General features: G+C 46.8%; 13 protein-coding genes. 11 read left to right on the top strand and 2 right to left on the bottom strand.

Going from position 1 to position 13,933, the window contains the following annotated elements; all coding sequences use genetic code 11:
- Window positions 1-62: 62 nt before the first annotated feature.
- From nadA to DESLBE_RS12290, 6 genes are all read left to right on the top strand, one after another.
- Window positions 63-1,145, top strand: coding sequence for a quinolinate synthase NadA (gene nadA / locus DESLBE_RS12310; RefSeq protein WP_144677061.1), 1,083 nt, complete (start codon window positions 63-65; stop codon window positions 1,143-1,145).
- 145 nt (window positions 1,146-1,290) lie between these two features.
- Entirely contained in the window at window positions 1,291-1,887 is a 597-nt protein-coding gene (locus DESLBE_RS12305) for a helix-turn-helix domain-containing protein (RefSeq protein ID WP_144677059.1), read from the top strand.
- A 33-nt stretch (window positions 1,888-1,920) separates the two neighbouring features.
- Window positions 1,921-2,055 carry a hypothetical protein gene (locus tag DESLBE_RS27315; protein ID WP_018214158.1) on the top strand — a complete coding sequence of 45 codons (135 nt, stop codon included), beginning with the start codon at window positions 1,921-1,923 and terminating at the stop codon, window positions 2,053-2,055.
- Complete coding sequence (locus tag DESLBE_RS12300; RefSeq protein WP_144677057.1) at window positions 2,048-3,349, top strand: DUF362 domain-containing protein; 1,302 nt, start codon at window positions 2,048-2,050, stop codon at window positions 3,347-3,349. The genes DESLBE_RS27315 and DESLBE_RS12300 overlap by 8 nt, the downstream gene beginning before the upstream one ends.
- A 35-nt stretch (window positions 3,350-3,384) precedes the next feature.
- Window positions 3,385-3,999 carry a nitroreductase family protein gene (locus DESLBE_RS12295; RefSeq protein WP_144677055.1) on the top strand — a complete coding sequence of 205 codons (615 nt, stop codon included), beginning with the start codon at window positions 3,385-3,387 and terminating at the stop codon, window positions 3,997-3,999.
- 203 nt (window positions 4,000-4,202) lie between these two features.
- Window positions 4,203-6,290: a glutamine synthetase III gene (locus DESLBE_RS12290; RefSeq protein ID WP_144677053.1), complete on the top strand. Its 2,088-nt coding sequence runs from the start codon at window positions 4,203-4,205 to the stop codon at window positions 6,288-6,290.
- Window positions 6,291-6,500: 210 nt separating this feature from the next.
- On the opposite strand, the gene DESLBE_RS12285 is transcribed toward DESLBE_RS12290, so the two are convergent.
- Together DESLBE_RS12285 and DESLBE_RS12280 are read right to left on the bottom strand one after the other, a co-directional pair.
- Window positions 6,501-7,646, bottom strand: coding sequence for a YibE/F family protein (locus tag DESLBE_RS12285; protein ID WP_144677051.1), 1,146 nt, complete (start codon window positions 7,644-7,646; stop codon window positions 6,501-6,503).
- Window positions 7,647-7,784: 138 nt separating this feature from the next.
- Complete coding sequence (locus DESLBE_RS12280; RefSeq protein WP_144677049.1) at window positions 7,785-9,368, bottom strand: alkaline phosphatase; 1,584 nt, start codon at window positions 9,366-9,368, stop codon at window positions 7,785-7,787.
- Window positions 9,369-9,618: 250 nt separating this feature from the next.
- Here DESLBE_RS12280 and DESLBE_RS12275 point away from each other — a divergent pair, with 250 nt between their 5' ends.
- From DESLBE_RS12275 to DESLBE_RS12255, 5 genes are all read left to right on the top strand, one after another.
- On the top strand, window positions 9,619-9,987 hold the full coding sequence (locus tag DESLBE_RS12275; protein WP_005807902.1) for a metalloregulator ArsR/SmtB family transcription factor: 369 nt from the start codon (window positions 9,619-9,621) through the stop codon (window positions 9,985-9,987).
- Between the two features lie 123 nt (window positions 9,988-10,110).
- Window positions 10,111-10,263, top strand: coding sequence for a heavy-metal-associated domain-containing protein (locus DESLBE_RS12270; RefSeq protein WP_005807903.1), 153 nt, complete (start codon window positions 10,111-10,113; stop codon window positions 10,261-10,263).
- A 143-nt stretch (window positions 10,264-10,406) separates the two neighbouring features.
- Window positions 10,407-12,809 carry a heavy metal translocating P-type ATPase gene (locus tag DESLBE_RS12265; protein ID WP_144677047.1) on the top strand — a complete coding sequence of 801 codons (2,403 nt, stop codon included), beginning with the start codon at window positions 10,407-10,409 and terminating at the stop codon, window positions 12,807-12,809.
- Between the two features lie 80 nt (window positions 12,810-12,889).
- Window positions 12,890-13,267 carry a metalloregulator ArsR/SmtB family transcription factor gene (locus tag DESLBE_RS12260; protein WP_026184180.1) on the top strand — a complete coding sequence of 126 codons (378 nt, stop codon included), beginning with the start codon at window positions 12,890-12,892 and terminating at the stop codon, window positions 13,265-13,267.
- A 212-nt stretch (window positions 13,268-13,479) separates the two neighbouring features.
- Window positions 13,480-13,926 carry a hypothetical protein gene (locus DESLBE_RS12255; RefSeq protein WP_243131308.1) on the top strand — a complete coding sequence of 149 codons (447 nt, stop codon included), beginning with the start codon at window positions 13,480-13,482 and terminating at the stop codon, window positions 13,924-13,926.
- Window positions 13,927-13,933: the final 7 nt, after the last annotated feature.

Here is a 13,933-nt window from a genome sequence, read left to right as displayed (position 1 = left end):
CTGTTTGGTTAAACTGAAATAAATTTATCGCGAAAAAACGTGTTTTTATGGAGGAGCAAGAAATGTACACCATGCAACAGCCTCTGCCAGCAGAGTATCTTAGCCTTAGCGAAGAAGAGATGGATCGGCGGATACGGAAGGTGAAAGAAGATCTGGGTTCCCGGCTGCTCATATTGGGCCATCATTATCAACGGGACGAGGTTGTCCGTTATGCCGATTACCGGGGGGACTCCTTGAGACTCTCTCAATTGGCGGCTCAGGCCGAAGCGGAATACATCGTTTTCTGCGGTGTCCACTTTATGGCGGAGACGGCTGATATCCTGACAGTTCCGGAGCAGAAGGTGATTTTGCCTGATCTGGGAGCAGGGTGTCCGATGGCTGATATGGCAGATATCGAAGATGTTGAGCGGTGCTGGGAACAGCTCGTCGCTCAGTATGATGAAGAGTTCGTTCCTGTGACCTACGTCAATTCCTCGGCAGAGGTTAAAGCTTTTTGCGGACGCCATGGAGGCCTGACCTGCACCTCCTCCAATGCCATGAAAATTCTTAAAACTCTGTTCAGCCAGGGCAAGCGCATTCTTTTCCTGCCTGATGAGCATCTTGGGCGCAATTCAGCGATGCATCTGGGTCTGGAGGAGAAGGACATGTTCTTATGGCAGCGGGAGGAATGGGAGATGGAGCTGCCGGAGGCTGCACCGAAGATTATCCTTTGGGATGGCTATTGCGGAGTTCATCAGAGATTCACGCCGGCCCATGTGGATTATGTCCGGGTAAAATATCCCGGTGTTACGGTGATTGTGCACCCGGAATGCAGCCATGCTGTAGTGGAAAAGGCGGATTTGGACGGTTCCACAGACTTTATTATCCGCCAAATCACAGGCGCTCCGGAAGGAAGCATCTGGGCTGTGGGAACGGAGATTAATCTTGTCAGCCGACTGGCCAAGGAGAACCCGGATAAAAAGATAGTCAGTCTTAATGAGAATACTTGTCTCTGTGTGATGATGAGCCGCATCAGTCAACCTCACTTGCTTTGGGCTCTGGAGAACCTGGCGCAGGGTAATGTGGTGAATCAGATCACCGTGAAGCCCGAGATCGCCAAAGAGGCCATTGTGGCACTGGATAGAATGCTGGAAATGAGTAAATAGATGAGATTCCTCTATGGAGTCAGGGAAGAGCTTTCGGGCTCTTTCTTTTTATGTAGAATATTCGTAATATTTAGTTAAATTCTTTACTTCTTTTTTCTATCCCTCTATAATGTATACACAAGAGACAGAAAATGGGGAGGATAAAATGAGTAGAGTTATTCATGCCATCACGACACCCGTTATTCCGCAATGGAATCGTGAACTCCTATTTAAAATCTTGGACAATATTCATGATGTGGTTCTCGTTATTGATACGGATACCACGATTGTGTATGTCAATGAGGTCTATGCCAGAAGGCTGGGAGTCCCTGCGACAAAGGTTTTGGGCCGAAGGCTCGATAGGATCGAACCCAATTCGTCTACTATCAATTGTTTGAAGACGGGGATGCCCAGCCAAGGCAGGGAATATGTGAAATCCTTGAACATTGAAGTGGTAAGCAATACCTTTCCGCTTTATCATGATGAGCGCATTGTCGGTGCGGTATCCATTTTTAGAAACATCACAAAGGGGGCTGGGCTGAACCAGGAACTTATTAGTAATAGGGAGCAGGTGCCGATGGAAAATCCTTATAACGTGAAGGAAATCACTTCTCGTCTGGAAAAGGAACTGATTGTTTCAGCTTTGGGCAATTACAACAATAACCGCACCCAGGCCATGAAGGCTTTAGGGATTTCGCGGCGGGCTTTTTATGATAAACTGCGGAAATATGGAATTGAAGACCGGGATAAAGAAATGAGTTAGTCATCCGGAAAGCCCAGGTGAGGAGGTTGGATTATGAGGCTGGAAGATGAAGCCTTTGCCCGGTCATATCTGCCGGAACGGGTGGCTAAAGGGAAGATGACTCAAGAGGAATGGGGCAAGAAAAGCGGTAAGGGATTCTATACTTACGGAGGGGCGTCCCATGAGTAAAGCTTCGGTTTCCTTGGTCAAGGTATCTGAGGTGTATGAATCCCTTGGCCAGGCTCTCGATCTGTGCGACGGATTGGCCGGGCTGCAGGTCGATGACAAAATTTTGCTGAAACCCAATATTGTCAGTTGGGATTTTGACTATCCGTTTCCTCCTTATGGGGTCGTGACCACCAGCACTGTAATGCAAGCTCTGGTTCAGATCCTTGTGGAAAGAGGATTTAAAAATCTAATCATCGGTGAGGGCTCTCTTCCGGGGCCAAAGCCTCAGGGAGACGCCATCTATGAGGCTTTGGGATATGGTAAACTCCGGGATAGGTATGGGGTCAGACTGGTTGATTTCAATGCGGAGCCTTTTATCACCACTGATTATGGAGATGGTTTTAAACTGGATATCGCTCAAGAAGTTTTGGCGGTGGACAAAATTATCAATATCCCCGTTTTGAAAACCCATAATCAAGCCAAGGTGTCTCTGGGAATCAAAAACCTAAAGGGGTGCCTGAGCCGCCGTTCTAAGCAATTCTGTCACGGTTTGGATCAGGAAGAACTGAATCTGACCTTTCCCCGCATCATTGAGAAGCTTCCCGTGGCTTTGACTATCATTGACGGCCTTTACACCCTTGAAAAAGGACCGGGACCTACTGGAAAGGCGTATCCCAAGGGGCTCTTGCTGGCCTCCAGGGATCCCTTGGCCTGCGATCTGGTCGGGGCGGCTGTCCTGGGTTATACGGCCCAAGAGGTACCCCATCTGGCCTTTTATACTGAGAAGCATGGCTATAGCCTGGAGCTGTCGGACTATGAGGTTAAAGGTGGGAGTATTGAAGGGTACCAGGGGCGTATCGACTATGATTTTGAGTGGAGTGAGGATAATACCGGGCCGGCGGGTTTTGAAAAGCGGGGCATAACCGGCTTGGCTATACGGAAGTATGACAGCAGCTTATGTACAGGATGTTCCGTGCAGTTTAATCCCATGCTGATTCTTCTTGCCTCAGCTTATAAGGGAGAGCCTTTCAATCAGATCGAATTGGTCAGCGGTAAACAGCAATTGGCCTCGGCGGGCTTTAATACCACTATCCTCTTTGGTAAATGTGCTTGCCATTTGAACAGAAACAACCCCAATATCAACCAAGCTATTACCTTATGGGGCTGTCCTCCTGATCTGGAGAAAATGGTGGAGGAACTGGGAAAAGAGGGCATTCAGTGTGATTTCAACGAATATGTCCGTTTCCGCAATTATCTTTTTGACCGGTATAAGGGCAAGGAGGGCTATAATCCGGAGGATTGGACTATAGAATAAGAAGATAAGGGCTTAAGTCCGGGAGGGGTAAGATAATGGATGTAAAAACTGCCATGCTGGAGAGGCACAGTATCCGTAAATTCAAGCCGGACCCTGTGCCTGAGGAGATGCTGAGGGAATTGCTGGAGGCCGCCCGTTTGGCGCCTTCAGGAACCAATCAGCAGCCTTGGCGTTTTATTGTGGTTAAGAATCAGGAGGTTAAGGAGAAGATCCGGGGAGCTGCTTTTGATAAGAAGTTCTTGAGCGAAGCTCCGGTGCTTTTGGTATGCTGTGCCGATCTTTCAACCTATGCCGCCAATACCCGCAGGAGGCTTCAGGAGTTAGTGGATGCAGGGGTGTTCAGGGAAGAAGAGGTTGCCAACTATCCTAATGCGGATAAGCCGATGGACGCTGAGACGTTGCAGGGGTATAAGCCCCATGCCATGCTGAATGTGGCCATTGCCACCGAGCATATTGCCCTGCGTGCCGTGTCTCTGGGTTTGGGTACCTGCTGGGTACAATTAATGAAGGCCAGAGAGATCAGCAAGATCCTGGATTTGCCGGAACATCTCATTGTGACTGTGCTGATGCCGGTGGGTTTTCCGGATCAAAGCCCCGGTATGCGGCCCCGGTTGAAGCTTGAGGAGATTATTTATAAGGTCATTGAATAGGTGGATGACTCCCTTTCAGTACGGAATGGATGGCATAAATATTGTATACATCTCAAAAACCTGTTGAAATAACCGCATGTTCTGTGTTACTTTTAATGCAGAAATTTTATAAATGAAGAGCAAAGGCGCTCATAAGGAATGTACAAGGGTACATTTCTTAGGGCGCTTTTTTTATTTGCTGTATTTGAAAGGGGAAAAGGGCAATGAAGATCTTCGGAATGAATGTGTTTAACGACAGCGTGATGCGGGAAAGACTTCCTAAAAACATCTACAAATCTTTAAAAAACACCATTGATAATGGGCTGCCTCTGGAGCCCAGCGTTGCGGAAGTCGTGGCCAGTGCTATGAAGGATTGGGCTATTGAAAAGGGGGCGACCCACTATACCCACTGGTTCCAGCCCTTGACAGGCTTAACTGCTGAAAAACATGACTCTTTTATTGCTCCGACCAACGATGGACGGGTGATCATGGAGTTTTCCGGGAAGGAACTCATTAAGGGCGAGCCGGATGCCTCTTCTTTTCCCAATGGCGGAATTCGTTCTACTTTTGAAGCCCGTGGTTATACAGCCTGGGATTGTACATCACCGGCCTTCTTAAGGGAAGAAGGAACCAATATCGTGCTGTGCATTCCCACTGCTTTCTGTGCTTATACCGGTGAAGCTTTGGACAATAAAACTCCCCTGCTCCGTTCTATGGAGGCCTTATCCAAGCAAGCGGTGCGGATTCTCAGACTTTTTGGGGACGAGGAAACCACCCGTATCTCCAGCACTGTAGGACCTGAGCAAGAGTACTTCCTGATCGACAAAGCCTATTACGAAAACAGAATAGACCTGATTCTTACAGGCCGCACCCTCTTTGGAGCGAAGCCTCCCAAGGGTCAGGAAATGGAAGATCAATACTTCGGCAGCATCAATGAGCGGGTATCGGCGTTCATGCATGATGTGAATGTGGAAGCATGGAAGCTGGGCATCGCTGCCAAGACTCAGCATAAGGAAGTGGCTCCCGGTCAGTATGAAATCGCACCTATTTTCAGCGTGACCAATGTGGCGACGGATCACAATCAATTGATCATGGATATCTTAAAGAAGGTGGCCAACCGCCATGGCTTAGTGTGTCTTCTTCATGAAAAGCCCTTCGCCGGCGTCAATGGCTCCGGTAAGCATAATAACTGGGCCTTGGGAACCAATTCCGGGAAGAATCTCTTGGATCCGGGACGCACACCCCATGAAAACGCTCAATTCCTCACCTTCCTTTGCGCTGTGCTGAAGGCTGTGGATGAGCACGCGGATTTGCTCCGGGCTTCTGCTGCCAATCCGGGAAATGACCATCGCCTGGGTGCCAATGAAGCGCCGCCGGCTATTATCTCTGTCTTCTTAGGGGACCAGCTAAGCGATATTTTGGCTCAATTGCAAAATGGCGGCCTGACTCATTCTATAGCAGAAAGCCGCATGAATATCGGTGCCTCCACTTTACCTGTTTTGAGGAAGGATTCCACCGATCGGAACCGGACTTCACCCTTCGCCTTTACCGGCAATAAATTCGAATTCCGGATGGTTCCTTCGTCCCTCTCCATTGCCGGTCCCAATATTGTTCTGAATTCCATTGTGGCGGAAGCTCTTTGTCAAATGGCGGATCGCTTGGAGCAGGCGGAGGACTTCAATGCCGATTTGCAGAAACTTCTCAAAGAGATTGCAGTGAAGCATTCCCGCATCGTTTTCGATGGCAATAACTACTCGGATGAATGGGTGGAAGAAGCGGAGCGCCGGGGACTGCCCAATATTCGCTCTACTGTGGATGCTACCCCGGCTTGGGTCACGGAAAAGGCAGTGGCCCTCTTTGAAAAACATGGTGTTCTCAGTGGAACGGAGCTTCATTCCCGTTATGAAATTCTCCTTGAGCAGTACAACAAAATCATTAATATTGAGGCACAAACGATGCTCTATATGGTTAAGCGGCAAATTATGCCCGCGGGTCTGAAAATGATTCAAAACCTGGCGACTGGGATTGGGGCGGTGAAAGCGGTTTCCGGTGCTCTGGTCTCTGTTCAGGAAAGACTTTTGAACCAAGTCTCTTCAGTAATGGTGGCAGTGGATGAAACCCTGCAGGTTCTGGAAGGGAAGACCAATGAAGCTCTGGCTATGAGCGAGGTCTTTGAGCAGGGGGTGTTTTATCGGGATGAAGTATTCACTGCTATGAATGCTCTCCGGGGGGCTGTGGATCAATTGGAGGAGCTGGTGGATAAGGAATACTGGCCTCTGCCCAGCTATGCGGAAATGCTGTTTAAGCTGTAAGCGGCAAGGTTTGGTTCAGGTATAAATATATAGATACTTCTGATTTTATTGGGGAAGAAGAAGGGGAAAGGCCACTGATACGTCTTTGCGAATTGTATCAGTGGCCTTCTTTCCATTGCGAAATGAGCAAAGCCGCTTTCAAGAAATGAATGGTGGTTCAAATCATGCACTGGTGCACAATTTGAACTCTCTTCCCCGTGGAGTCTTGTCTCATCCCTGATTTGGGGCGGTGTTACTATCCCAATCGTAGATAAGGCCGCAGATAAGTGATGTTAATGGGGATACCAGGACCAGTCCGATGCAGCCGACAAAGGTGTGCAATATCTCTGCTGCAATGGGCTTTGAATTGAGGATGTTCATAAATGGTGTGCCTTGAGCCATAAAGACCATCATCACTGTGATGTAGCTTCCCATATAGGCCAGCAGCAGAGTAGTAGTTTGGCCGCCGACTACGGATTTTCCGATGTTAAGTCCTGATTTCATAAGGGCCGTCTTGGTTACATGGGGATTATTATGGATAATCTCTTCCAGAGCCGATGAAATGTCGATTGCTAAATCGAGTACGGCACCTGAACAGGCAAGATAAATTCCTCCTTGAAAAACTAAAGTTAAATCAAGATCCATGAATCCGGCATACAGCAGTGATTCGGCTCCTTCCATTACCGCGCCGTGGATATTAAATAGACTGCCAAAGAGAATGGCCAGAAGGCAGGTTGCAATGGAACAAGTAACAGCACTGATAATAGAGGCATAGGCTTTTCTGGTGAATCCTGCTACCGAGAGCAGGGTAACAACAGTAAGTACATTTCCCACAAGGAGGGCAACTATGAGTGGATTATAGCCGTAAAGCATTGCCGGTATCAAAATCTTCCAGATACTTAATAGTGTAAAAGTAAAGGAAAGCAAGGTGCGAACTCCGGTAAATCCGGAAAATATGATGATAACTACGGCGAAGGTTCCGATTAAAAGGATCTCTTTATCGATACGATAGTGATCGATCATATTGGCAAAGTTGATCTTGTTATCTTCATCAAATCCAAGCAGAACCCAGGCCTTGTCTCCTGCTTGAAATATTTTGTCCACGGAGAGGCTGCCGGTGAGCATATTATTGGCTTGAACCTGTTCGCCTTTGTGGGAGCCGGTTTCTATTTCAATTAAGGCGCTTTGATCGCCTATGTTATAAATCCCGGAACTATGTACCCCTATATTATTGACAGAAATGACTTTGGCTCGAACCCCTTCGGTAAAGTGGTATTCTTGTTTCTGAAATCCCGTAGGCAATAAGGTGAGAATCCCTATCGCTATTAAAATGACAATAGTAAAAACCAATTCTTTTCTGTTAATATTCTGAAGCATCTTCTTTAAGTCGCGCTCCTTTCCTTTGCGCTCAATTGGCAATGGATTGACGATCCGGGAATGAAAAAGGAGCATCGCAGACTATGTTAAAAAGTAGTTTTGCGACACTCCTTTATTTAGATATCTATTGAAGTTAGACTAGTTAAGATTTGTAGCCTTGACTAATTTGTCGTACACAGCGGTATTTTCATAGGCACCATTAAACAGCTCGGCACTGGCACCTGTTGCATAGACTGGAACCGGTACTCCTGTGTGGGAATAGGAGGTCCAGCCGATACCTGCTTTGTTATTAAGAATATGAGTTAAGGTTACGGAAAGTGGATTATAACCGCCGTATAATAGATCATTTTCTTCGCTGTCGGTAGGTTTGTCTTTCATGGTTTCCATAAAGGCCTTTTTTAGCTTAGCTACTTCCCGATCAGATAATTCTAAGGTCATATAGCTGGGCTCACCGGGGCGGCTTATATCATTTTTGGTTTTGTTAACAAGACCGAAGTTTTCCGTGATAACGGGCATAACGTCGTCAAATTTTAGGGACGGATTGTCTGCTTTCATCTTATTGATTAAGGCGTCAAAGGCTACATAAGAGATCTTTTGGCTTTCTAAAATATGAAAAGCTGTATCATAACCGGTTGTTGCCTGACCGATGGTCATGCCGCCTGTTTCATGGTCGCCGGTAACGATGATCAGGGTCTCTTCAGGGTGCTTGGCAGCAAAGTCGATGGCGACCTGGATAGCTTCTTCAAAGGCGATTACATCACCAATATTGGCTTTGGCATCATTAGCATGACCTGCCCAGTCAATCTTGCCTGATTCGGCCATCATGAAGAAGCCTTTGTCGTTGTCAAGAACATCGATGCCTTTTTTTACGAAATCGGCCAGAGTTAAATCGCCATCTTTATTATCTATGGCATAGGGCATAGCGCCGCTGTCCTGAGTAACCGGAGTCACTGCATAGGCTTTGCCTGATTGGCTGTTAAGAGCCAGGATATCTTCTTTTGTCTTAGCTATTTTGTAGCCCTTTTCTTTCATAACGTCATAAGCATCTTTTTGATCCTTGTCTTTTCCTGTAGGCTGGCTGATGGTTCCGCCGCCAAAGAAATCGAAGCCGGAGTTTGCCATTTGCAGAGCGATGTCATAATAGTCGTTTCGGGAAGCGACATGGGCATAGTAAGCTGCCGGTGTGGCATGGTTGATGGTTACGGTGGATATGATGCCGATCTTCATTCCTTTTTCGGCCTTAAGTCTTTCGGCAATGGTTTTGGGAATCGTACCTTCCACATTTTCCGGTTTGTTTCCGGATTTACTTCCCACCGGTTTTAGGCCAATGGTTCCGCTCCAGGTCTTAAATCCTGAGGAAAGGGAAGTTGCTGTGGATGCAGAGTCCGGTGCAAAGGATGTGGCGTCCTGAGTGGTTTGATAACCAACGGCCTCAAAATCCTGGAAGTTCATTTTGTCTAAAGCCATTTGATTATGTTTATTGGTTCCGCCGTAAATTTGAGCTGAGTTCACTTGTACGGCTGCCATGCCATCCCCGATGAACATAAAGATATACTTGGGGGTCTTTTCTGTTACTTCGGCTTTGGATGTTGCGGCAGGCTGTGCTGCCACTACTGATGCCGGCCTGCTATCGAGTACGGCACCTGTGGCCAGAGATAAGGCCATGACCAGACAGAGCGATGATGCCAGGAAGCGCTTGGACATTTTGAAATTCTTAAACATAACTTACCTCCCAAACTTATTGTAGTACACCTATAAGTATAGGGCCGTTATGTTAAAGGAAAATCGTGGAAAGGTAAAATCTGCATAAAATTTGCTGTTCTCGAGTTTTAGGGTTAGTGCAAATGATGCAGCGCTGCAACATTTGAGCAAATTGCTGCTTGCAGTAAGATATGATTGACATGTCAATACATTAAGTTTATACTTTTGATTGAACAATGGCTCAATCGTTCAATCTGGAGGTGAATGTTTTATGTGCGCCTATACCGCTGATTTTGACAGATGTGATTGTAATACAATCCACGAGGATGTGGTTGCAGATGTCAGGGAGCATATGCCTGATGAAGATAACCTGATCGATCTTGCGGATTTATTCAAGGTGTTTGGCGATTCGACACGGGTGAAAATTCTCTGCGCTTTATTCCGTGCCGAGATGTGTGTTTGCGATATTGCCGTGCTTTTGGGCATGACCAAATCCTCAATCTCACATCAACTTAGAGTGCTGAAACAGTCAAAGCTGGTCAACTACCGTAAATCCGGGAAGGTTGTTTACTACTCCCTTGCGGATGATCACGTTAAGACCATCTTTGATCAGGGGCTTCTTCATATTTGCGAAAAGTAAATGGGCGGAGAGTTGCATTGCTGAGCATTATATCTATGGTAACTGGGTTGGGGTTAGTTTGCCTTGATGGTTGAACGATAGAGCAACTGTTCAATTAATTGAATTATGAAAGAGGAATGAACTATGGAAGCGGCAATCAAAAAAGAGTTTATTCTGGAAGGGCTTTGCTGCGGCAATTGCGCTGCTAAAATCGAAAGGGATGTGGCCAGGCTGGAGGGCATGGCATCCGCCGCCGTTGATTTTGTAGCTGGAAAAGCTTCAGTGCAGGGTAGGTAAATAAAATTAATTTAAGATACTATCTTGAAGTAAGAGAGTGGATTTGATATTCTATATATGAACAGATATTCATATGTGTAAATGAACAATTAAGAGAAATCATTATATGAAGAAGCATTAAGCGAGGTTTGGAGGGAAAGAGAATGCCTGACAGCAGTCGTAGTCAATCACAAGAACGGGTGAAATATTGCATTGAAGGCGAGTTCTGCGCCAATTGTTCAGCTAAAATGGAAAGGGCATTAAGTGCAACGGAGGGAATCGGGGAGACGAGCATCAATTATGCGATGAAAACGGTTTTCTTACCCCCTGGGACGATGGGCCGAGCTCAAGCCATCATTGAGAAAATCGAACCTGGAGTTAAGCTTGTGGCAGTGAAAGAGAAGGGAACTGTGAACGCTCCGGAAAAGGTTCAATATCGGATTGAAGGGGAGTTTTGCCCTAACTGCTCGGCTAAAATGGAGCAGGCGCTATGTGCAACAGAAGGTATAGGGGAAACAACAATCAACTATGCCATGAAAACAGTCTTACTGCCGCCTGGGATGATGAGCAAAGCCCAGGAAATCATCGAGAGAATAGAACCAGGGGTAAAACTTATGCCCGTGGAGAAAAAGGCCGTAAAGAACAGTGTTCATGATGCGGAAGAGGAAGCAAAGGAAACGAAACAAAAGCTATTAAAAATTTTCATTGCGGGTATTTTTCTGGTAATTGGGCTGATTTTTGGCTCGCGTTGGCATAATACCTCCCTGGAGGTCCTTGAATACCTTGTTTTTCTATTGGCATATGGTTTGGTCGGGTATGAAGTCTTGGCCAAAGCGTTCCGAAATATTATGCGCGGTTCGGTTTTCGATGAAAATTTTCTGATGAGTATCGCCACCCTGGGGGCCATTGCCATTCATGAACTTCCGGAGGCGGTAGGAGTTATGCTCTTCTACGCTGTGGGAGAATACTTTGAAGATCGGGCAGTCAACCGCTCAAGGCGTTCCATCCAAGCGGTGCTTAATATTCGCCCGGATTATGCCAATCTGGTCAATGGATTAGAGACGAAAAAGGTGGATCCGGATGATGTGCATATAGGGCAGCTGATTCTGATTCGCCCCGGGGAGAAGGTTCCGTTGGATGGGGAAATTGTTCATGGGTCTTCTTATGTGGATACATCGGCTTTGACGGGTGAATCCGTCCCGCGGTCAGTCAAAGTCGGGGATTCGGTTCTGGCAGGAATCATCAATACCTCAGGGGTGCTCACCGTTCGTGTGACCCGGGAGTTTGCCGATTCTTCAGTTCAGAAGATCCTTGATCTGGTGGAGAACGCCAGCGCCCGGAAGGCCAAAACAGAAAAGTTCATCACGACCTTTGCCCGGTACTACACCCCGGCCGTGGTGGTCATAGCATTAGGTATTGCCTTGATTCCGCCTCTCTTTATGGGAGGGGATTTCCGGGAATGGCTCTATCGGGCCATGACGATTCTCGTTATCTCCTGCCCCTGTGCTTTGGTGATTTCCGTACCTCTCGGTTATTTTGGAGGAATCGGCGGAGCTTCCCGTCATGGGATTCTGGTTAAAGGGGCCAATTATTTAGAAGCTTTGACCTCAGTAAAAACAGTAATCTTCGATAAGACGGGAACTTTAACCCAAGGGGTATTTGAAGTCAATAAAATAGAAACAAGCGGGCATTACACGGAAGCGCAGCTGCTGGAAATTGCTGCCGCAGCTGAAGTTCATTCCAGCCATCCCATTGCCAAATCCATTCGGGATAAATGGGGTAAAGAGATTGATTCTGTTTCGCTCACTCATTATGAAGAAATCAGCGGCAAGGGAATTCGCTCAGAATTCAAAGGTAAAGTGGTATTAGTGGGTAAAAAGGACCTCCTGCTTGAGAATTCCATAGCCGTTCCTGAGCTGGAAATGAGCGAAGTGGGGACTCAAGTCTATATTGGGGTGGATGGCGAATACGCAGGAGTTCTGATGATTTCCGACCGGTCCAAAGAAGGGGCTAAAGAAGTGGTGGCTCAGTTGAACCAGGGGGGGATTACCACAGTTATGCTCACCGGGGATCAGCGCAGCGTTGCCGAAGCTGTGGCTGAACAGTTAGGAATCCGGGAATATCATGGAGATTTGCTTCCGGAAGATAAGGTCACCTGGCTTGAGCATTACCAACAGAAGCTTAAGGGGAAAGGAAAAGTTGTCTTTGTTGGGGATGGGATTAATGACGCGCCGGTCTTAAGCCGGGCCGATATTGGAGTAGCGATGGGTGGTTTGGGCTCTGATGCGGCTATCGAAGCGGCGGATGTGGTTCTGATGGAAGACCGGCCAGGTAAATTGGTAAGTGCAATGGATATTGCACAGTTTACCAAAAAGGTGATCTGGCAGAACATTGGCTTCGCATTGGTTATCAAACTTGGTTTTATTGGGCTGGGCATGTTTGGCGTGGCAAACATGTGGGAAGCTGTTTTCGCTGATGTGGGAGTGGCTTTGCTGGCGATTTTAAATGCTACCCGTGTCAGACGTTATACCCGCCCTGAAAAAGCTGCCGCTCTTCCGAGCCTTTGATCCCCCTTTACTTGTCATGCTGCAGATTTACTGATATAGTACTAATCAGCAGGGACTAGCATAATGGGGTGAATCTGACAATGACTTCCAATAAGTATCATGAAAATAATGAAAACGTTTCATGTGAGGTGGTATGCACCCACCCGGATGTGATTCGTGCTTATGCTGATCAGATGCTGAGCCTGGATCGGGCCACCAAATTGGCGGATTTATTCAAGACTCTGGGAGATCCTACCCGGGTACGGCTTATGGATGCGCTTGCCAAGACGGAGATTTGTGTTTGCGATCTCGCTGAACTTCTGGGTTTAAGTCAGTCTGCCACCTCCCATCAACTCAGGGTTTTGCGGAGCAGCAATCTTGTCAAGTACCGGCGGGAGGGGAAAATGGTCTATTATTCCCTTCATGATAGCCATGTTCAGGAACTTTACCGTCAGGGATTAGAGCATATTGACGAATGAAATAGACAAAGGCGTACCTCTCTCATTAGTGGAGCGGGTACGCCTTTTTTGTTTGTCCGATAAAGGGAATGTATACTGCCTATAAAGCTATGGTTTTTATGGATTTGAAACAATTATTTTGCGGCAATAGCTTATCGTTGTTTTGGTTGTCCCTATGGCTTGATATTTGTATAATAAGTTAATAATAATTATCTGGGATTGAGGTGAGGCCAGTGAAAGTTCCGTTAAGTTATCAAGCGACCGAATATGACTGCGGGCCAACAACGATGATGAATGCCATCAGCTTTCTTTTTGATCGGGAAGAAATACCGCCTGATGTTATTAAATATATTATGCTTTATTGTCTGGATGTCTATAATGATAAGGGAGAGATCGGCAAAAAAGGGACCTCCACCATGGCCATGATGTTTATCAGCAATTGGCTGTGTCAATTCGGCAAGGCTAAAGATTTCCCCATTGAAATCGCTTATCTGACTAAAGAAAATGTCTTTATCGGCCAGACAAGTAAAATCGTTATGGCGCTTCAGCAAGGAGGCGTTGTCGTTGTACGTCTTTATTACGGAGAAGAGCACTATGTCCCATTGGGCTGTGTTTTTATTGTAGCGATGATTATCATGAATGAGCGAGTGCCCCACCGTATCGAACAAAGAGTTGCTTGAAAGGAGG

It is taken from the genome of Desulfitobacterium sp. LBE (genome assembly GCF_007830365.1).
Taxonomy (GTDB): Bacteria; Bacillota; Desulfitobacteriia; order Desulfitobacteriales; family Desulfitobacteriaceae; genus Desulfitobacterium; species Desulfitobacterium hafniense.
Note: the sequence above shows the minus strand (reverse complement) of the source record. Positions and strands in the feature narration are given on the sequence as shown.